The 19,106-nt window shown below is 67.5% G+C and carries 19 protein-coding genes and 1 tRNA gene; 11 read left to right on the top strand and 9 right to left on the bottom strand.

All coding sequences use genetic code 11. The features are described from left to right. Positions 1 to 48: 48 nt before the first annotated feature. Together RT282_RS04570 and RT282_RS04565 are read right to left on the bottom strand one after the other, a co-directional pair. On the bottom strand, positions 49 to 921 hold the full coding sequence (locus tag RT282_RS04570) for an N-formylglutamate amidohydrolase (RefSeq protein ID WP_312307193.1): 873 nt from the start codon (positions 919 to 921) through the stop codon (positions 49 to 51). Continuing rightward, positions 921 to 1,907, bottom strand: a complete 987-nt coding sequence (locus tag RT282_RS04565) for a tripartite tricarboxylate transporter substrate binding protein BugE (RefSeq protein WP_312307194.1) — start codon at positions 1,905 to 1,907, stop codon at positions 921 to 923. The genes RT282_RS04570 and RT282_RS04565 overlap by 1 nt, the downstream gene beginning before the upstream one ends. A 145-nt stretch (positions 1,908 to 2,052) precedes the next feature. On the opposite strand from RT282_RS04565, the gene RT282_RS04560 reads away from it, so the two are divergent. Beyond that, positions 2,053 to 2,985 (top strand): LysR substrate-binding domain-containing protein, encoded by a 933-nt coding sequence (locus RT282_RS04560; protein WP_313312081.1) that lies wholly within the window; start codon positions 2,053 to 2,055, stop codon positions 2,983 to 2,985. Here RT282_RS04560 and RT282_RS04555 read toward each other — a convergent pair. Next, positions 2,959 to 3,237 carry a hypothetical protein gene (locus RT282_RS04555; protein WP_313312079.1) on the bottom strand — a complete coding sequence of 93 codons (279 nt, stop codon included), beginning with the start codon at positions 3,235 to 3,237 and terminating at the stop codon, positions 2,959 to 2,961. The genes RT282_RS04560 and RT282_RS04555 overlap by 27 nt on opposite strands. 74 nt (positions 3,238 to 3,311) lie before the next feature. Here RT282_RS04555 and hemA point away from each other — a divergent pair, with 74 nt between their 5' ends. From hemA to RT282_RS04525, 6 genes are all read left to right on the top strand, one after another. After that, positions 3,312 to 4,619, top strand: coding sequence for a glutamyl-tRNA reductase (hemA, locus tag RT282_RS04550; protein ID WP_313312078.1), 1,308 nt, complete (start codon positions 3,312 to 3,314; stop codon positions 4,617 to 4,619). Positions 4,620 to 4,723: 104 nt separating this feature from the next. Next, positions 4,724 to 5,806 carry a peptide chain release factor 1 gene (prfA, locus tag RT282_RS04545; protein WP_313312076.1) on the top strand — a complete coding sequence of 361 codons (1,083 nt, stop codon included), beginning with the start codon at positions 4,724 to 4,726 and terminating at the stop codon, positions 5,804 to 5,806. Between the two features lie 43 nt (positions 5,807 to 5,849). Continuing rightward, a complete protein-coding gene (prmC, locus tag RT282_RS04540) occupies positions 5,850 to 6,698 on the top strand; it encodes a peptide chain release factor N(5)-glutamine methyltransferase (protein WP_313312075.1) in 849 nt (282 codons plus the stop codon). Positions 6,699 to 6,752: 54 nt separating this feature from the next. Beyond that, positions 6,753 to 7,085: a Grx4 family monothiol glutaredoxin gene (gene grxD / locus RT282_RS04535; protein ID WP_312306006.1), complete on the top strand. Its 333-nt coding sequence runs from the start codon at positions 6,753 to 6,755 to the stop codon at positions 7,083 to 7,085. Between the two features lie 176 nt (positions 7,086 to 7,261). Then, on the top strand, positions 7,262 to 8,272 hold the full coding sequence (locus RT282_RS04530) for an AAA family ATPase (RefSeq protein WP_313312073.1): 1,011 nt from the start codon (positions 7,262 to 7,264) through the stop codon (positions 8,270 to 8,272). A 99-nt stretch (positions 8,273 to 8,371) separates the two neighbouring features. Beyond that, entirely contained in the window at positions 8,372 to 9,733 is a 1,362-nt protein-coding gene (locus RT282_RS04525; protein ID WP_313312071.1) for a hemolysin family protein, read from the top strand. Here the strand turns inward: RT282_RS04525 and RT282_RS04520 are convergent. Further along, the gene (locus RT282_RS04520; protein WP_312306011.1) at positions 9,709 to 10,392 is read right to left on the bottom strand and encodes a lytic transglycosylase domain-containing protein; all 684 of its coding nucleotides are present in this window, start codon (positions 10,390 to 10,392) and stop codon (positions 9,709 to 9,711) included. The two genes, RT282_RS04525 and RT282_RS04520, sit on opposite strands and share 25 nt — an antisense overlap. Beyond that, on the bottom strand, positions 10,389 to 12,134 hold the full coding sequence (locus RT282_RS04515; RefSeq protein WP_313312069.1) for a proline--tRNA ligase: 1,746 nt from the start codon (positions 12,132 to 12,134) through the stop codon (positions 10,389 to 10,391). Before RT282_RS04515 ends, RT282_RS04520 begins: the two co-directional genes overlap by 4 nt. Before the next feature lie 90 nt (positions 12,135 to 12,224). On the opposite strand from RT282_RS04515, the gene RT282_RS04510 reads away from it, so the two are divergent. Next, the gene (locus RT282_RS04510; protein ID WP_313312068.1) at positions 12,225 to 12,917 is read left to right on the top strand and encodes an RNA pyrophosphohydrolase; all 693 of its coding nucleotides are present in this window, start codon (positions 12,225 to 12,227) and stop codon (positions 12,915 to 12,917) included. A 4-nt stretch (positions 12,918 to 12,921) separates the two neighbouring features. Here RT282_RS04510 and proB read toward each other — a convergent pair whose 3' ends face one another. The 4 genes from proB to rplU form a co-directional block, all read right to left on the bottom strand. Continuing rightward, positions 12,922 to 14,064: a glutamate 5-kinase gene (gene proB / locus RT282_RS04505; RefSeq protein WP_312306016.1), complete on the bottom strand. Its 1,143-nt coding sequence runs from the start codon at positions 14,062 to 14,064 to the stop codon at positions 12,922 to 12,924. Positions 14,065 to 14,145: 81 nt separating this feature from the next. Then, on the bottom strand, positions 14,146 to 15,225 hold the full coding sequence (gene cgtA / locus RT282_RS04500) for an Obg family GTPase CgtA (protein ID WP_312757638.1): 1,080 nt from the start codon (positions 15,223 to 15,225) through the stop codon (positions 14,146 to 14,148). Between the two features lie 94 nt (positions 15,226 to 15,319). After that, positions 15,320 to 15,577, bottom strand: coding sequence for a 50S ribosomal protein L27 (rpmA, locus tag RT282_RS04495; RefSeq protein ID WP_312306019.1), 258 nt, complete (start codon positions 15,575 to 15,577; stop codon positions 15,320 to 15,322). Between the two features lie 18 nt (positions 15,578 to 15,595). Further along, positions 15,596 to 15,907: a 50S ribosomal protein L21 gene (gene rplU, locus RT282_RS04490; RefSeq protein WP_312306021.1), complete on the bottom strand. Its 312-nt coding sequence runs from the start codon at positions 15,905 to 15,907 to the stop codon at positions 15,596 to 15,598. Positions 15,908 to 16,088: 181 nt separating this feature from the next. Here rplU and RT282_RS04485 point away from each other — a divergent pair, with 181 nt between their 5' ends. The 3 genes from RT282_RS04485 to pilB all read left to right on the top strand — a co-directional run bounded on the left by RT282_RS04485 (position 16,089) and on the right by pilB (position 19,097). Next, positions 16,089 to 17,072: a polyprenyl synthetase family protein gene (locus RT282_RS04485; protein WP_313312065.1), complete on the top strand. Its 984-nt coding sequence runs from the start codon at positions 16,089 to 16,091 to the stop codon at positions 17,070 to 17,072. Between the two features lie 23 nt (positions 17,073 to 17,095). Continuing rightward, positions 17,096 to 17,172, top strand: a tRNA-Pro gene (locus RT282_RS04480). Positions 17,173 to 17,360: 188 nt separating this feature from the next. Beyond that, positions 17,361 to 19,097, top strand: a complete 1,737-nt coding sequence (pilB, locus tag RT282_RS04475; protein ID WP_313312063.1) for a type IV-A pilus assembly ATPase PilB — start codon at positions 17,361 to 17,363, stop codon at positions 19,095 to 19,097. The last annotated feature ends 9 nt before the right edge of the window (positions 19,098 to 19,106 follow it).

Raw genomic sequence — 19,106 nt, 5'->3', positions numbered from 1 at the left:
TTTGATAGCTTCCAGCGCTTGTCAGCTAAGCGCTGGAGCCGTTTTTTGCTATAGACCAGCCTGTCCGCGCACATACGCGGCCACGGTGCCCAGCAGGCTGTCCAGGTGCTGCTGCAGGGGCGCGAAGCCGGCATTGGGCTCGCGCGTGTCCTCGTCCATGTAGACCGGGCGGCGGATCTCGATCTGCAGGCTGTGGCGGCGCAGCTGCGGCTGGCCGATGCGCCCGATCAGCTCCACGCCCTTGTACGGCTCGTTGTAGGCCACGCTGTAGCCAAAGCCGCGCAGCGTGTCGCCGATCAGGTGGATGAACTCGGGCGCGCAGGTGGTGCCGTCGCGGTCGCCCAGCACGAAGTCCGCCAGCGGCGGCGCGTCCTGGCGGCCCAGGCGCTGGTACACGTCGCCGGGCATGGAGTGCAGGTTCAGGTGCCACACGCCGCCAAAGCGGGCCACGCTCTCGTCGATGGCGCGTTGCAGCTGCGCGTGGTAGGGGCGCCAGTAGCGCTCGATGCGCGAGCGCACCTCGGCCACGCGCAGGCGGCGGTCGTACAGCGGCGTGGCCACGCCGGCCTGCACCACCTGCTGCCACACCAGCCCCAGGCCCTGGCGGGTCTTCGGGCCGGGGGCCAGGGGCGGGCCGTCCCACTCACCATCCATCTGCGCCGGGTCCAGGTCGGTCTCGGCGCGGTTGGGGTCGATGTAGGTGCGCGGGAAGGTGGCGGCGATCAGCGTGGCGCCGTGGGCCGGCGCGCGCTGCCACAGCGTGTGCACGTGCGTGTCCTCGCCCCGGCGCAGCAGTGCCAGGGGCACGGCGTGGCCGAAGTCCTGCGGGTAGTGCGTGCCGCTGTGGGGCGAGTCGCACACCAGCGGCAGCGCTTGGCCCTCGGGCTGCCAGACCCGTACCGGCTCGTGCGGCTGTGCCATCAGTTCAGGCGGATGTCGGCGCGCTTGGCCACGGCCGTGTAGCGCTCGATGGCGGCCTGGATCTGCTTGGCGAACTGCTCGGGCGTGTTGGCCATGGATTCGCCGGAGATGCCCTTTTGCTTTTCCAGGTAGTCGGGCATGGCCATGACCTTGTGCGCCGCGGCGTTGAGCTTGTCGATGATGGGCTTTGGCGTGCCCGCGGGCGCCACCAGGCCGAACCAGCCGCCGTCGCCCATGCCGGGGTAGCCCAGCTCGCTGTAGGTGGGCACGTCGGGCAGCACAGGGCTGCGCTTGAGGGCCAGCACGGCCAGCGGGCGCAGCTTGCCCGACTGGATGTTGGACAGCGTGGAGGGCAGGTTGTCGGTCATCGAATCCACCTGGCCGCCCAGCGCGTCGGTAATGGCCTGGCCCGCGCCCTTGTAGGGGATGTGCAGCAGCTGGATGTCCGCCAGGTTCATGAAGTTCTCGATGTTGGCGTGGCCCAGCGAGCCGGTGCCGGGCGAGGCGAAGGTGTACTTGCCCGGCTTGGCCTTGGCCAGGGCGATGAACTCCTGCATGGTCTTGGCCGGCACGCTGGGGTGCACCACGAACACGCTGGGCACGCTCATCACGTTGGTGATGGGTGCGAAATCCTTCACCGCGTTGTAGGGCAGCTTGGCGTAGATGGCCGGGTTGGCGCCGTGCGTGCTCACCGTGGCCATGCCGATGGTGTAGCCGTCGGGCGCGGACTTGGCGATGGCGTCGGCGCCGATGGAGCCGCCGGCGCCGCCCTTGTTGTCCACCACCACGGGCTGACCCAGCACCTGCGTCATCTTGTCGGCCAGCATGCGCGCGACCATGTCGGTGGAGCCGCCGGGTGCAAACGGCACGATCAGCTTGATGGGCCGGTTGGGGTAGTCGCCCGCCTGGGCGTTGGCCAGCGGGGCGAAGGCCGCGGCCGCAGCGCAGGCGGCCAGGGTGGACAGCAGGGTACGGCGCAGCGCCATGGTCATCTCCTGAGAAATTGGAATATGCGGGTGTAACAAGGTGCCGCGAGGGCGCCGCGATTCTTGGCCACGGGCGGGCCTTGTGAAAAGCGACAAAATGACCCTCACCCATTACCACTGCTCATACTTGCGGCCGCCCTGACCCATGCGCATGCACTCGCCCTCCCTGCCCGAGCTTCACGCCTTTGCCGCCGCGGCGCGGCTGGGCAGCTTTTCGCGCGCGGCCGGCGAGCTGGCCGTCACCCAGGGCGCCATCAGCCGCGCCATCGCCCGGCTGGAGGAGCACCTGGGCGTGCTGCTGTTCACGCGCGAGGGCCGGCGCAGCGTGCTCACGGCCGAGGGCCTGCAGTACCTGGACGTGGTGGGTCCGTCGATCGCCAGCATCGAATCGGCCTCGCAGGCCTTGCGCGCCGGGCGCAGCACGCGGCCGCTGCGCCTGTCGGTGGCGCCCACGCTGTTCAGCCAGTGGCTGATCCCGCGGCTGCCCTGCTTCAGCGCGCGCCACCCCGGCGTCGCCCTGTCGTTTGCGCCCTACCAGCGCGACGACCCGCTCACGGCGCCGGAGATCGACGCCTGGATCCGCGTGGGCGGCCAGGCCTGGCCGGCGGGCATCACGGCGCACTACCTGGTCGGGCGCGAGCTGGTGCCCATCTGCCGCCCGCAGGACCTGCACGGCCCGCAGGCCATACGCCGGCCGGCCGACCTGCTGGCGCGGCCGCTGCTGTTTCACACCCACTATCCGGGCAACTGGGCGCACTGGTTCGCCGGCGTGGGCTGCGCGCACGGGCCTCTGGCGCCGGCGGCGGACTTCGACCAGGTAGCCCTGCTCACGCAGGCGGTGATTGCCGGGCTGGGCGTGGCCGTGGTGCAGCGCTGCCTGGTGGAGGCCGAGCTGGCCGCCGGGCGCATCGCCATCGCCCTGGACCTGCCCGTGACCACCGAGCGCGGCTACCACCTGTGCCACGCCAGCGCCGGGCCCGCCCACCCGGCCCTGCCGGCGCTGCGCGACTGGCTGCTCGAGCAGGCCGAGGCACCCGCCGCGCCAGGTGCGTCAGGCGCGCCAGCCGCGCAGCCATAGCCACTGGCTGGTGGCGCAGGCCACGGCCAGGGCGGCGTAGGTCAGCATGCGGCCGTCGCGCCCCAGCAGCGCCAGGCCGGCCGCCAGCACGGCCCCGCCAACTACGAAATTGATAGCTGCTGGCGCAAGCCAGCCGCGGCCTTTAGCCCTTTTTCGCATGAAAACATGGCTGGCCAGCACGAGCAACAGCGCCACGCCCAGGGCGGGCGCGAACAGGTTCAGCAGGTGGATGACGAGGGCAAGCAGACTCATACGGGCATGACGCAGATCAAGGCCTATGCCCCCTGGGCTGGCCGTCTGCGCGGCAAATTTTATAATCCCGCCCCATGGCAGTCTGGGCCCTGGGCATCAACCACACGACCGCTCCGCTGGACCTGCGGGGCCGTTTCGCGTTCGCGCTGGACCAGATCGCGCCCACGCTGCAGGGCCTGCGCCAGTCGCTGGCCGGCGGCGGCCAGCATCCGCAGGTCGAAACCGCCCTGCTGTCCACCTGCAACCGCACCGAGATTTACTGCGCCGCCCCTGCCTCGGCCATGGAGCACACGCTGGACTGGCTGGCCCACAGCGGCGGCGTCAGCCCCCAGCTGCTGCGCTCGCATTCCTACACCCTGGAAAACGGCCTGGCCGCGCGCCACGCATTCCGCGTGGCCAGCGGGCTGGACTCCATGGTGCTGGGCGAGGCCCAGATCCTGGGCCAGATGAAGAACGCCGTGCGCGCAGCCGAAGGCGCCGGCGCCCTGGGCAGCACGCTCAACCAGCTGTTCCAGCGCAGCTTTGCCGTGGCCAAGGAGGTGCGCTCCAGCACCGACATTGGCGCGCACAGCATCAGCATGGCCGCCGCCGCCGTGCGCCTGGCCGGCCAGCTGTTCGAGGACCTGTCCACGATCCGCGTGCTGTTCGTGGGCGCGGGCGAGATGATCGAGCTGTGCGCCACGCACTTCGCGGCCAAGAGCCCTAAGCACATATCAATAGCCAACCGCACGCTGGAGCGCGGCGAGGCGCTGGCCACGCGTTTTGGCGGCTCCGTCATGCGCCTGGCCGACCTGCCGGACCACCTGCACGAGTTCGACGCCATCGTCAGCTGCACCGCCAGCCAGCTGCCCATCATCGGCCTGGGCGCCGTGGAGCGGGCGCTCAAAAAACGCCGCCACCGCCCCATCTTCATGGTCGACCTGGCCGTGCCGCGCGACATCGAGCCCGAGGTCAAGGGCCTGGAAGACGTCTACCTCTACACCGTGGACGACCTTGCCGGCGTGGTGCAGACCGCCCAGGCCAACCGCCAGGCGGCCGTGGCCCAAGCCGAGGCCATCATCGACGCCGGCGTGCAGAGCTTCATGCACTGGATGGACCTGCGCCGCCCCGCGGCCCAGGGCGCCGCCGTAGTGCCGCTCATCCAGCAGCTCAACCGCCAGGCCGACGAGTGGCGCCAGCTGGAGATCGCCCGCGCCAAAAAGCTGCTGGCCCGCGGCGAGGACGTGGACACGGTGCTGGAGGCCCTCTCGCGCGGCCTGACGCAAAAGATGCTGCACGGCACCATGGCCGAGCTGCGCGCCGGCGACGCCGATGCGCGCGAGCAGACGGCCCAGGCCGTCTCGCGCCTGTTCCTGCGCTCGAAAGCCAAGAGCGCGCTGTAGCGGCGCCCGCCGCACATTACAGGCCAAATCGGCCTGAAACGCCCGCCAAACAAGCGCGGGTAGCTACTGAAAATGTAGCAAACCAACCTCTTTTCCACCCGCCCATGCCACCCTTTCTCCGCACCCAGCTGGAGCGCTACGCGCAGCGCCTGGCCGAACTGGACTTTTTGCTCTCGCGCGAGGACATCATGGCCGACATGCAGCAGTACCGCGTGCTGTCGCGCGAGCACGCCGAGGTGACGGCCGTGGCCGGCCGCTGGGCCCGCTGGCAGCAGCGCCAGGCCGACCTGGCCGGCGCCCAGGACATGCTGCAAGACCCCGACATGGCCGAGCTGGCGCAGGACGAGATCGCCGCCGCGACCCAGGAACTGGCGCAGCTGGAGGACGAGCTGCAGCGCCTGCTGCTGCCCAAGGACCCGGATGACGAGCGCAACGCGTTCCTGGAAATCCGCGCCGGCACGGGCGGTGACGAATCCGCCCTGTTCGCCGGCGACCTGGCGCGCATGTACACCCGCTACGCCGCGCAGGCCGGCTGGCGCGTGGAGATCATGAGCGCGCACGAGGCCGAACTGGGCGGCTACAAGGAGGTGGTGCTGCGCGTCGAGGGCGACCATGCCTACGGCCGGCTGCGCTTCGAGTCCGGCGGCCACCGCGTGCAGCGCGTGCCGGCCACCGAGACGCAAGGCCGCATCCACACCAGCGCCTGCACCGTGGCCGTGATGCCCGAGCCCGACGAGAGCCAGGCCATCACGCTGAACCCGGCCGACCTGCGCATCGACACCTTCCGTGCCAGCGGCGCGGGCGGCCAGCACATCAACAAGACCGACTCGGCCGTGCGCGTGGTGCACCTGCCCACGGGCATCGTGGCCGAATGCCAGGACGGGCGCAGCCAGCACAGCAACAAGGCCAAGGCGCTGGCCGTGCTGCAGGCGCGCATCCAGGAAAAGGAGCGCAGCGAGCGCGCCGCCAAGGAGGCCGCCATGCGCAAGGGCCTCGTGGGCAGCGGCGACCGCAGCGACCGCATCCGCACCTACAACTTCCCGCAGGGGCGGCTCACCGACCACCGCATCAACCTGACGCTGTACAAGCTGCTGGCCATCATGGAGGGCGATCTGCAGGAGGTGCTGGACGCCCTGCAGCACGCCCGCGAGGCCGAGCTGCTGGCCGAGCTGGAAACGGCCGTTTAAGCCAAATCAGCCTCCAGCCCTTACCAGACAAGCGCCAGCAGCTATGAATACAGAAGCAACCATCGCCCGTGCCCTGGCGCAGGCGCAGGCCGGCGGCCTGGCCCGCATCGACGCACAGATGCTGCTGCTGCACCTGCTGCAGCGTCCCCTGCACGACCGCGCCTGGCTGCTGACGCATGACGGCGACGCCCTGCCCGACGATGCCCTGGCCCGCTACCAGGGGCTATGCGCCCGCCGCGCCGCGGGCGAACCGGTGGCCTACCTCACGGGCCACAAGGAGTTCTACGGCCTGGCGCTGCAGGTGGACGCCCGCGTGCTCGACCCGCGCCCCGACACGGAGACACTGGTGGACTGGGCGCTGGAGCTGGCCGCGTCCACGGCGCGCATGGCCGATCTGGGCACCGGCAGCGGCGCCATCGCCCTGGCCCTGCAAAGCCGGCGCCCGCAGGCCCGGGTGCTGGCGGTGGACGCCAGCGCCGACGCCCTGGCCGTCGCCCGCGCCAACGCCGCGCGACTGGGCCTGCCTGTGCAGTTCACCCGGGGCAACTGGCTGGAGGGCATCGCCGGTCCGTTCGAGGTGATCGTCAGCAACCCGCCCTACATTCCCGCCGCCGATCCGCACCTGGCCGCCCTCACGCACGAGCCGCTGTCGGCGCTGGCCAGCGGCGCCGACGGGCTGGACGATATCCGCGCCATCATCGCCCAGGCCCCCGCACGCCTGGCCGCCGGCGGCTGGCTGCTGCTGGAGCACGGCTGGGACCAAGCCAGCGCCGTGCAGGCACTACTGCAAGCGGCCGGTTTCGATCAGGTACAAAGCCGGCACGATCTGGCTGGCATAGCCCGCTGCAGCGGCGGGACAATGCCGGCGAAACATCCAGCCCGGATGAAATAATCCCCTTCACTCGCCCCGCGCCGGGGCGCCCCACCCACCAGGAGCACCACCATCATGAGCGACGTCCAGCAACGCATCGACCAACTGGTCAAGACCAACGACATCCTGCTGTTCATGAAGGGCAGCGCCAGTTTTCCCATGTGCGGTTTTTCCGGCCGCGCGGTGCAGATCCTCAAGGCCTGCGGAGTGGAGCCCAAGGACATCGCCACCGTGAACGTGCTGGACGACCAGGAGATCCGGCAGGGCATCAAGGACTACAGCCACTGGCCCACCATCCCGCAGCTGTATGTGCGCGGCGAGTTCATCGGCGGCTCGGACATCATGATGGAGATGTACGAGTCGGGCGAGCTGCAGCAGGTCGTCTCGGGCCAGCAGTCCGCCGGCTGAGCCCCGCCCTGCCCGCACACGGGCGCAAGACAGGACCGCTCCCCAGGAGCGGTTTTTTTCTGGCCGATGAATGCGGGATTGTTCCGACGAGGGGCGTCCGGCACGCATGCTTGAATGAATCCGTCCTTGGAGCCTGTTCATGCTCCTACAGGCACGGTTTCTCGAAGGAGTGTTGCATGACGACGAGTCTCAGCCTCGTGCCCCAGACCCCGGCCCTGTCGCTGCCGGTGGCGCAGATGCGCAGCGTGTTCCAGCCCGTCGAGGTCGAGCGCAAGCTCTCACGGCTGCAGGAGGGCAATGCCGCGCGCGACCACGACCCTCTGCGCGCCGTGTACGAGCGCATGCTCGAGCGCGGGCCCGAGCGCTTCCAGGTCAAGCCCTCGGGCGTGCCCGACATGGCGGCGCTGTACGAGCAGCTACCCAACTTCACCGACGTGCTGGACGACGTCAAGCGCCACGTCGCGCTGGCGCAGGACAGCCGCGACGGGCTGGAGGTCACACCCATGCTGCTGCTGGGCCCGCCGGGCATCGGCAAGACGCATTTCGCGCGCCAGCTGGCCGAGCTGCTGGGCACCGGCATGAGCCTGGTGCCCATGAGCTCCATGACGGCCGGCTGGCTGCTGTCGGGCGCTTCGTCGCAGTGGAAGGGCGCGCGCCCGGGCAAGGTCTTCGAGGCGCTGGTGGAGGGCGAGTACGCCAACCCGGTCATCGTCGTGGACGAGATCGACAAGGCCGCGTGCGACGCGCAGTACGACCCGCTGGGCGCGCTGTACGGCCTGCTGGAGCACGATACGGCGCAGAGCTTCACCGACGAGTTCGCCGAAGTGGCCATCGATGCCAGCCAGGTCATCTGGATCACCACCGCCAACGACGAGCGCGGCATCCCCGACCCCATCCTGAACCGCATGAACGTGTTCGAGGTGCAGCCGCCCTCGCCCGAGCAGGCCCGCGCCATCGCCAGCCGCATGTACCGGGGCATCCGCGCCGAGCACGACTGGGGCCGGCATTTCGCGCCCGAGCCCCCGGCCGACGTGCTGGACCTGCTGGCCGAGATGCCGCCGCGCGAGATGCGCCGCGCGCTGATGACCGGCTTCGGCAACGCCCGGCTGGCCCGGCGCGAGCAGATCGAAGCCGCCGACCTGCCGCAGGCCGCAGGGCGCAAGGCCCGCATCGGCTTCATGCAGTAGGGCCGGGGCGGCCGGGCGCAGCGGACGGCAGGGGCCGGGGCGACCGCTACACTCGCGTGACCGCCACAGCCCGCGGGTGGCACGCCCTCCCGCCCCTGTATGACCCTGTTCCAGAGCCTTTTCGTCATCGCGCTGCTGATTGCCGCGAGCGCCTTCTTTTCGGTCGCCGAACTGTCGCTGGCCGCTTCGCGCCGGCTGCGGCTGCGTCAGATGGCCGACGAAGGTGATGCACGCGCGGCGCGCGTGCTGCTGATGCAGGAGCAGCCGGGCGACTATTTCACGGTGGTGCAGGTGGGGCTGAACGCCGTGGCCATCCTCGGCGGCATCGTCGGCGAAAGCGCCCTGAGCCCCTACTTCGCCGCCGTGCTGGAGCTGTGGCTGCCGCAGGCACAGGCGCAGACGATGGGCTTTTGGGCTTCGTTCCTGCTGGTCACCTCGCTGTTCATCCTGTTCGCCGACCTGCTGCCCAAGCGGCTGGGCATGGCGAACTCCGAACGCATGGCGGTGCTCGTCGTGAGGCCCATGCAGTGGTGCATGCGGCTGTTCAAGCCGCTGATCTGGCTGTACAGCCGTGCGGCCGATGCGCTGCTGCGCCTGTCGGGCCTGCCCTCGCAGCGCGACGAGCGCGTCACCTCGGACGACATCCTGGCCATGATGGAGGCCGGCGCGCGTTCCGGCGTGCTGGCGGCGCGCGAGCAGCAGGTCATCGAAAACCTGTTCGAACTGGACACGCGCAGCGTGGTCAGTGCCATGTCCACGCGCGACCGCGTGGCCTACTTCCTGCGCGACGACCCGGACCACGTGATCCGCGCGCGCATCGCCAACGAGCCGTTTTCCACCTACCCGGTGTGCGTGGACGATATCGACCACGTGGTGGGCTACGTGGATGCCAAGGATCTGTTTCAGCGCGCGCTGAACAACCAGCCCATCTCCCTGGCCGAAGAAGGCTTGGTGCGCAAGGTGCTGATCGTGCCCGACCGCCTGTCGCTGGCCGAGGTGCTGGAGCAGTTCCGCCAGGTGCACGAGGATTTCGCCGTCATCGTCAACGAATACAGCCTGGTGGTGGGCGTGGTGACGCTCAACGACGTGATGAGCACGGTGATGGGCGACCTAGTGGGGCCGGGCTCGGACGACGAGGAGCAGATCGTGCGGCGCGACGAGAACTCCTGGCTGGTGGACGGCATCACGCCCATCGACGACGTGCTGCGCACCCTGGCCATCGACGAGCTGCCCCACGCGGACGAGTACGAGACGCTGGCCGGCTTTCTGACCGTGATGCTGCGCCGCGTGCCGCGGCGCACCGACAGCGTGACGCTCAGCGGCTACAAGTTCGAGGTGATCGACGTGGACAGCTACCGGGTCGACCAGGTGCTGGTGTCACGGCTGAGTCCGCTGCGCGCCAGCGCCGATGATCTCCCGCCGGCGGGGCAGGAGCCTCAGGCGGCCGACGTACGTTCCTGAAAGAACCAGTTGCGCTGCGCGGCAAATACCGCGTTGGGGTACGGCGCGCGGCCGCGACTGCCGTTGTAGCGGCCCAGGGCCAGGTACAGATCGCCCTGCTCGCGGTCGAGGTAGTGGCGCAGGATGACGCAGCCAAAACGCAGGTTGGTCTGCATGTGGAACAGCTTGGCCGGGTCGCCATCACCAATCACGCGCGTCCAGAACGGCATGACCTGCATGTAGCCGCGCGCGCCCACGGAGGACACGGCGAACTTGCGGAAGGCGCTCTCCACCTGGATCAGGCCCATGACCATGGACACGTCCAGCCCGGCGCGCTTGGCCTCGTACCAGACGGTCTGCAGGAAGTCGCGGCGCACCTCCCAGTCGGGCTTGCGGCTGCGCAGGCGCTCGCTCATGGTGCCCAGCCAGCGCAGATAGAGCAGCCGCGCCTCGGTGCTGGCAAACAGCGGCTCCGGCGGCGCCAGGTCGGCCACGGCGGAGCTGAGCGCCGAGCGCACGGAGTCGATCAGCGGCTCCTCCAGCTGGCTGCTGGCGTGCGCCGCCGCGGGCAGGCCCAGCCACGCGGCCGGCCCGGCCGCCAGCGATGTCAGGCAGGCGCGGCGCGACAGCGCGCCGCGCGGCGCGGGCGCCGCTGCCGTCTCGATCCCCTCGAATGTCATGCTGTCAAACGTTCCTTCACGTACGCAAGTATGTCGTCCGCGCCCACCTTGGTGGCACTGCTGTCGCGGCGGTGCTGGTATTCCACCTGGCCCTCCTTGAGGCCCCGGTCGGACAGCACCACGCGGTGCGGCACGCCGATCAGCTCCCAGTCCGCGAACATGGCGCCCGGGCGCTCGCCGCGGTCGTCCAGCAGCACATCGACGCCTGCGGCCAGCAGCTCGGCATAGAGCTTTTCGGCAGCCGCCTTCACTTCTTGACTGCGGTCCATGCCGATGGGGCACAGCACCACGGTGAAAGGGGCGATGGCGTCGGGCCAGATGATGCCGCGCTCGTCGTGATTCTGCTCGATGGCGGCGGCAGGCAGGCGCGTCACGCCGATGCCGTAGCAGCCCATCTCGAAATGCGCCGGCTTGCCATCTTCACCCAGGAAGGTGGCGTTCATGGCCTTGGAGTATTTGGTGCCCAGGTAGAACACGTGGCCGACTTCGATGCCGCGCTCGATGGCAAGTTCCCCCTTGCCGTCGGGCGAGGGGTCGCCAGCCACCACGTTGCGCAGGTCGGCGACAGCCTCGGGCTCGGGCAGATCACGGCCCCAGTTCACGCCGGTGATGTGGTGGTCTTCCTGGTTGGCACCGCAGATCCAGTCGGCCATCACCGCCACCTCACGGTCGGCGACGATGCGCACCGGCTTCTTCAGGCCCAGCGGACCCAGGTAGCCGGGTTTGCAGCCGAAGTGCTCCTCGATCTCGGGCACGCTGGCAAAACGGAAGCCTGCGTCCAGCCCCGGGACCTTGGAAACCTTGATTTCGTTCATGTCGTGGTCGCCACGCAGCAGCAGCAGCCAGACCTGCACGCCCGCCGGCACGCCGGCCTCGTTGAGCAGGTCCGTGGCCAGTACCAGCGACTTGACGGTGCGCGCCAGCGGCACGCCCAACAGCTCGGCCACGTCGGCGCACGTGGCCTTGCCGGGCGTGGGAGTGAGCGTGCACTGCTGGCTGGCGGCAGAGCGCGGGCCGGCGGGTGCCAGTGCCTCGGCCTTTTCCAGGTTGGCTGCGTAGTCGCTGGTGGGGCAATAGACGATGGCGTCCTCGCCGGTGGCGGCGATGACCTGGAATTCCTCGCTCAGGTCGCCGCCGATGGCGCCCGAGTCGGCCGCCACGGCGCGGTAGCGCAGGCCGAAGCGGTCGAAGATGCGGCGGTAGGCCTGGGCCATGACCTGGTAGCTGGCCTTGGCGCCGGCCTGGTCGCGGTCGAAGGAATAGGCGTCCTTCATGATGAACTCGCGCCCGCGCATCAGGCCGAAGCGCGGACGGCGCTCATCGCGGAACTTGGTCTGGATCTGGTAGAGGTTCTTGGGCAGCTGCTTGTAGCTGCGCAGCTCCTGGCGGGCGATGTCAGTGACCACTTCCTCGCTGGTGGGCTGGATGACGAAGTCGCGCGCATGCCGGTCCTGGATGCGCAGCAGCTCCGGGCCCATCTTCTCGAAGCGGCCGGTCTCCTGCCACAGCTCGGCGGGCTGCACCACGGGCATGGTGCACTCCACGGCACCCGCGCGGTTCATCTCCTCGCGCACGATGGATTCCACCTTGCGGATCACGCGCAGGCCCATGGGCATATAGGTATAGATGCCGGCGCCCAGCTTCTTGATCATGCCGGCGCGGGTCATGAGCTGGTGGCTCACGACCTCGGCGTCCGCCGGCGCCTCTTTCAGGGTGGAAACAAAGAATTGGGAAGCTTTCATCGAACGGGCCTGGCCACCGCGGCGGGTGCGCTTGCTGCACGCGGGGGTGCGTGCATAATGACTACAGTTTGAAAAATTTGGGGTCAGATTATGCTCGACCGGGACGGTTTCCGCCCAAACGTCGGCATCATCCTGCTCAACCAGAAGAACCAGGTGTTCTGGGGCAAGCGCATACGCACCCACAGCTGGCAGTTCCCGCAAGGCGGCATCGACCGCGGCGAAACCCCCGAACAGGCCATGTTCCGGGAGCTTCACGAAGAGGTCGGACTGCAGCCCAGCCAGGTACGTGTCATTGCTCGCACCCGCGACTGGTTGCGCTACGAGGTGCCAGACCGGTTCATCCGCCGCGATGCGCGCGGACACTACCGCGGCCAAAAGCAGATCTGGTATCTGCTGCAGCTGCTAGGCCACGACTGGGATTTAAACCTGCGTGCCACCAACCACCCTGAGTTCGACGCCTGGCGCTGGAACGAATACTGGGTGCCGCTGGACGTGGTGGTCGAGTTCAAGCGCGGCGTCTATGAGATGGCGCTGACCGAGCTGGCCCGCTTCATCCCTCGCCACGAACAGCGCAACCGCTACCTGCGCAGCGGTATGCGCTCGAGAGAATACGACGGCCTGCAGATGCCTTCTCACCGCAGCGGCGGCAGCATGCTGGTCCGACCCGGGGTGGAGCTGCCGCCCGGCGCCAGCTTCGACCCGGACCCGCAAAACGGCGTGCCGGCCCCGCTGGAGCCCTTGGCGCCATTGACGCGTGGCCCCCAGCCGGGCGACAAGGACTGACTGTTCAGTGCTGCGGCGACAACACCATGTTGTCGCGATGCACCATCTCCGGCTCGGCGGCGTAGCCCAGCAGCTGTTCAAACTGCGAGGACGGCTTGCGGCACAGCAGGCGAGCCTCGGCGCTGGCGTAGTTGGCCAGGCCGCGGGCGATCTCGCTGCCGGCCGCGTCGCGCACGGCAATCACGTCGCCCCGATCGAAGTCGCCCTCCACCGCCACCATGCCGATGGGCAGCAGGCTCTTGCCCTCGCCGCGCAGCTTGGCGGCGGCGCCAGCGTCCACCGTCACCGCACCGCGCAGCTGCAGGTGGTCCACCATCCACTGCTTGCGCGCGTGGTACTTGGCAGTCTGCGCCACCAGCAGCGTGCCGATGGCCTCGCCGCGCGCCAGGCGCAGCAGCACGTCGCTCTCGCGCCCCCAGGCGATCACGGTGGAGGCGCCCGAACCCGCGGCTCGGCGGGCCGCGATGATCTTGGTGATCATGCCGCCCTTGCCGATGCTGGAGCCTGCGCCGCCGGCCATGGCCTCCAGCGCCGGGTCGCCGGCCTGCGCCTCGTGCACGAACTGCGCGGACGGGTCGCGCCGCGGGTCGGCCGTATACAGGCCTTTCTGGTCCGTCAGGATGACCAGTGCATCGGCTTCCACCAAGTTGGCCACCAGGGCGCCCAGCGTGTCGTTGTCGCCGAACTTGATCTCGTCGGTGACTACCGTGTCGTTCTCGTTGATGACCGGCACCACGCCCAGATGCAACAGCGTCAGCAGCGTGGAGCGCGCGTTCAGGTAGCGCTCGCGGTCGGCCAGGTCGGCGTGGGTCAGCAGCACCTGGGCGCTGCCCATGTCCTGCTCGCGCAGCTTGGTCTCGTACATCTGCGCCAGCCCCATCTGGCCGACGGCGGCGGCGGCCTGCAGCTCATGGATCTCGCGCGGACGCTTGCCCCAGCCCAGCCGCTTCATGCCCTCGGCGATGGCGCCGCTGGAGACCATGATGACCTCGCGCGGCGCACCGGCCTCGCCGCGCACCAGGGCCGCCAGCTGGCGGCTCCATTCGCCAATGGCGAACTCGTCCAGCCCGCGCCCCTCGTTGGTGACGAGGCTGGAGCCGACCTTGACCACGATGCGCCGGGCATCACGCAACACACTGGAGTTCATATTTGAATGAAATCGGGCTCTAGCCCTTATCTGGCAAGCGCTGGCAGCTATGAAAACAATAGTACTGCAGCGGCGGCAAGCTTACGCCGTCTGGTCCTGGTCGCCGGCAAAGCGCGGATCCACCTCGACCGGCTCGGCGTTCGCTGCCCGCTGCTCGGCGTGTACATGCTGGTAGATGGCGCGGATCAGCGGCTCGCAACCTTCGCGCGTCAGGGCGGAGATCTCGAACACCGGCCCCTTCCATTTGAAGCGCTTGACAAAGTCCTGCACGCGTGCGGCGCGCTCCTCGGCCGGCACCATGTCCAGCTTGTTGAGCACCAGCCAGCGCGGCTTGGCGTAGAGCTGGGCGTCGTATTTCTTCAGCTCGGCGACGATCGCCTTGGCCTGCGCCACCGGGTCCACACCTTCGTCAAACGGCGCCAGGTCGACCACGTGCAGCAGCAGCCGAGTGCGCTGCAGGTGGCGCAGGAACTGGTGGCCCAGGCCCGCACCCTCAGAGGCGCCTTCGATCAGCCCGGGAATGTCGGCCACGACGAAGCTCTGCTCCGGCCCCACCCGCACCACGCCCAGGTTGGGGTGCAGCGTGGTGAAGGGGTAGTCCGCGATCTTGGGCCGTGCATTGGAGACGGCGGCGATGAAGGTGGACTTGCCGGCGTTGGGCATGCCCAGCAAGCCTACGTCGGCCAGCACCTTCAGCTCCAGCTTGAGGTTCTTGCGCTCGCCCGGCCAGCCGGGCGTCTTTTGCCGCGGGGCGCGGTTGATGGCGCTTTTGAAGCGCAGGTTGCCGAAGCCGCCATCGCCGCCCTTGGCGATCATGATGACCTCGCCCGGCTGCAGCAGTTCGTACAGCACCTCGCCCGTCTCGGCATCGCTCAGGATGGTGCCCACGGGCATCTTCAGCGTGATGTCGCTGCCGGCCGCACCGAACATGTCCGAGCCCATGCCGTGCTCGCCACGCTTGGCCTCGTGGCGGCGCGAGTAGCGGTAGTCGACGAGCGTGTTCAGGTTCGGGTCGGCCAGCGCGAACACATGCCCGCCCCGCCCGCCGTCCCCGCCGTTGGGACCGCCGAACTCCTTGTACTTCTCGTGGCGGAACGACACGCAGCCATTGCCCCCATCGCCGGCGGCAATGTCGATAAAGGCTTCGTCGACAAATTTCATGATTGTGCAGTTTACAAAAGCGCGCCGCCCTGGCGCGCAAACGACAAAGCCCCGGCGATGCGGGGCTTTGCGGATCACGCCGGAGCGACTGCGGTCAGACCGGAGTCACGCTCACGGTGTGCTTGGACAGTGCGCCCTTGGTGCCGAAGGACACGTGGCCGTCCACCAGGGCGAACAGCGTGTGGTCCTTGCCGATGCCCACGTTCAGGCCGGGGTGCATGCGCGTGCCGCGCTGACGCACAATGATGGAGCCAGCGCTGATCAGCTCACCACCGTAAGCCTTCACACCGAGCATCTTGGGCTTGGAATCGCGCCCGTTTCGCGTAGAGCCGCCGCCTTTTTTCTGTGCCATGAGATCTGCTCCTGGTAGTTAAGCGGCAATCGCCTCGATCTGCAGCTCGGTGAACTGCTGGCGATGGCCTTGACGTTTCTGATAGTGCTTGCGACGGCGCATCTTGAAGATGCGAACCTTGTCGTGCTTGCCGTGTGCCACGACGGTGGCCTTCACGCTTGCGCCGGATACCAGGGGCGTACCGATCTTGAGTTCAGCGCCGTTGCCGACAGCCAGAACCTGGTCGATCACGATCTCCTGGCCTACTTCCGCAGCAATCTGTTCTACCTTAATTTTTTCGCCAGCGGCAACGCGATACTGCTTGCCACCGGTTTTTATGACCGCGTACATGTAAACCTCGTTCAGTTGGAGTTCCGCAAACGAATTTTTGCAGAACCCAGGATTGTACTACGGGCCGGCAAAAACACCACTATCCGCGCCCACTTGCACGCCGCCGCAGGGCTGCATGCACACGGGGCCAGCGCTCGGGCATTCCTATAATCCCGGGTTTTGCCACCAACCGGCCACCATCTTGGCAGTCCAATCCCCCAGCACCGCCGCCGCCCTCGCTCTGATCGCCGAAGACATGCAGGAGGTGGACAAGGTCATCGCCACCCGTCTGCAGTCCAGCGTGCCGCTGGTGGGCCAGGTGGCCCGTTACATCATCTCTGCAGGCGGCAAGCGCCTGCGCCCCGCCCTGCTGCTGCTGGTCAGCGGTGCACTCGGCTACCAGGGCGCGCAACGCTTCAAACTGGCGGCAGTGGTCGAGTTCATCCACACCGCTACGCTGCTGCACGACGATGTCGTGGACGAATCCACCCTGCGCCGTGGCCGCGCTACCGCCAACGAGAACTTCGGCAACCCGGCCAGCGTGCTGGTGGGTGACTTCCTCTACTCGCGCGCCTTCCAGATGATGGTGGACACGGGCAACATGCGTGTCATGCAAGTGCTGGCCGACGCCACCAATGTCATCGCAGAGGGCGAGGTGCAGCAGCTCATGAACACCCACGATGCCTCGCTGGACGAAGCTGGCTATCTCGAAGTGATCCGGTCCAAGACCGCCAAGCTGTTCGAGGCCAGCGCGCGCCTGGCGGCCCTTCTGGCAGGCAGCCACGCCGACATTGAGCAGGCTTGCGCTGACTATGGACAGGCGTTAGGTACAGCCTTCCAAGTCATTGACGACGTACTGGACTATGACGGCGATGCCGGCGAAATGGGCAAGAACCTGGGCGACGACCTGCGCGAGGGCAAGGTGACCTTGCCCCTCATCATCGCCATGCAGCGGGGCAATCCTGAGCAGCAACAGCTGCTGCGCAGAGTGATCGAAACCGGCTCGACCGACGAGCTGCCCAACGTGGTAGCCATCATCCGCGAGACGGGTGCGCTGGACGCCACCCGTCAGGCCGCAGCGACCCAGGCACAGCTGGCAATCGATGCGGCACGCAAGCTGCCAGCCAATTCTTATGCTGAAGGTTTGCTACAATTGGCGGCTCAGCTGCTTGAGCGGCGCACTTGAAGTGCGTGGATGCAAGGAGCTTTCGGGGTGTAGCTTAGCCTGGTAGAGCGCTACGTTCGGGACGTAGAGGCCGGAGGTTCGAATCCTCTCACCCCGACCAGGATTCATTCTTTTATTCCAGATATGTAGCCCCTGGCCAACATTGGCCAGGGGCTTTTTTTGGCCTATGCACCCCCTTCGAGAGGTGGAAACGCATCCGCCCGGCGCCGGCCGGGTTGGCGGGGCGAGTATTCGAGAGGTGCAGTGATAGGATGGTTTCCTTTTCCCGCACAAGACTCCGCTGGTTACATGGCTGCCGTCAACACCCCTCAAAAAGAAGCCCAGCCCGTCGCACTGCCGGGCTTGGCGCGCGCGTTGATGTCGGTGGGCAAGCTGACGCAACAAACAGCTGAAGAAGTTTACAAAAAATCACAAGCTTCGCGCACCAGTTTTATCGCGACTCTGACAGCCAGCGGCAGTATTTCGCCCGCTGATGTCGCACACACCGTATCTGCCGTCTTTGGTGCACCGCTACTGGACATCGAGGCGTTGGACCCTTTGCGCATTTCCAAGGAGCTGCTGGACATCAAGTTGTGCCAGGCTTATGGGGTCGTGGCGCTGAGCAAGCGCAGCAACCGCCTGATCGTTGCCACAGCGGACCCCACCAACCAAGAGGCCGCGGAGAAGATCAAGTTCACCACGCAGATGGGCGTGGACTGGGTGATCGCTGAGCATGACAAGCTGCTGAGCCTGATTGATGCCACCGCCAAGGGCGGGCCTGAGTCGATGGATGCCATCGTCAGCGGCGGTGACTTCGAGTTCGACGACACCGCTATGGAGGCGGCGACCGAAGAGGAGGACACCCAGGCGAACGAGGTCGAAGACGCGCCTATCGTCAAGTTCCTGCACAAGATGCTGCTGGACGCGTTCAACATGCGTGCGTCCGACCTGCATTTCGAGCCTTACGAACATCACTACCGCGTTCGATTCCGTATCGATGGCGAATTGCGTGAGATTGCCTCGCCGCCGATCGCCATCAAGGACAAGCTGGCCTCGCGCATCAAGGTGATCTCCCGACTGGATATTTCCGAAAAGCGTGTACCCCAGGACGGGCGCATGAAGCTAAAAGTCGGTCCTGACCGGGTGATCGACTTCCGCGTCAGCACGCTGCCTACGTTGTTCGGCGAGAAGATTGTGATCCGTATCCTGGACCCTAGTAGCGCCAAGCTGGGTATCGATGCGCTGGGCTACGAGCCCGAAGAGAAAGAACGACTACTGCAGGCCATCGGCCGCCCCTACGGCATGATTTTGGTGACGGGTCCCACCGGATCGGGCAAGACGGTGTCGCTTTACACCTGCCTGAATCTGCTGAACAAGCCCGGCGTAAACATCGCCACGGCCGAAGACCCGTCGGAAATCAATCTGCCCGGCGTGAACCAGGTCAACGTGAATGAAAAGGCGGGGCTTACCTTCGCCGCCGCGCTCAAGGCCTTCCTGCGCCAGGACCCGGACATCATCATGGTGGGCGAAATCCGCGACCTGGAAACGGCAGACATCTCCATCAAGGCTGCGCAGACCGGCCACCTGGTGCTCTCCACGCTGCACACCAACGACGCGCCCACCACGCTCACGCGCATGCGCAACATGGGCATCGCCCCATTCAACATTGCCTCCAGCGTGATCCTGATCACCGCGCAACGCCTGGCGCGCCGCCTGTGCCCCAATTGCAAGGAGCCTGCGGACATTCCGCACGAATCCTTGCTGGACGCCGGCTTCAGCGAGGAGGAGATCGATGGGTCCTGGACGCCCTACCGACCCGTTGGCTGCTCGGCCTGCAACAACGGCTACAAGGGCCGGGTGGGCATCTATGAGGTGATGCCCATCACCGAAGACCTGCAACGCATCATTTTGGCCGACGGCAGCGCTTTGGAGATCGCGGCCCAGGCCCGGCTGGAGGGAGTGCGCTCGCTGCGCCAGTCCGGCCTGCACAAAGTAAAAACAGGGTTGACGTCGCTGGAAGAAGTCCTGGGCGTCACCAATGAATAAAGACCGCCA

The organism is Pulveribacter sp. (assembly GCF_032079985.1).
GTDB lineage: Bacteria > Pseudomonadota > Gammaproteobacteria > Burkholderiales > Burkholderiaceae_C > Melaminivora.
The sequence above is the reverse complement of the archived record's forward strand: the minus strand, read 5'-3'. Positions and strand labels throughout refer to the sequence as shown.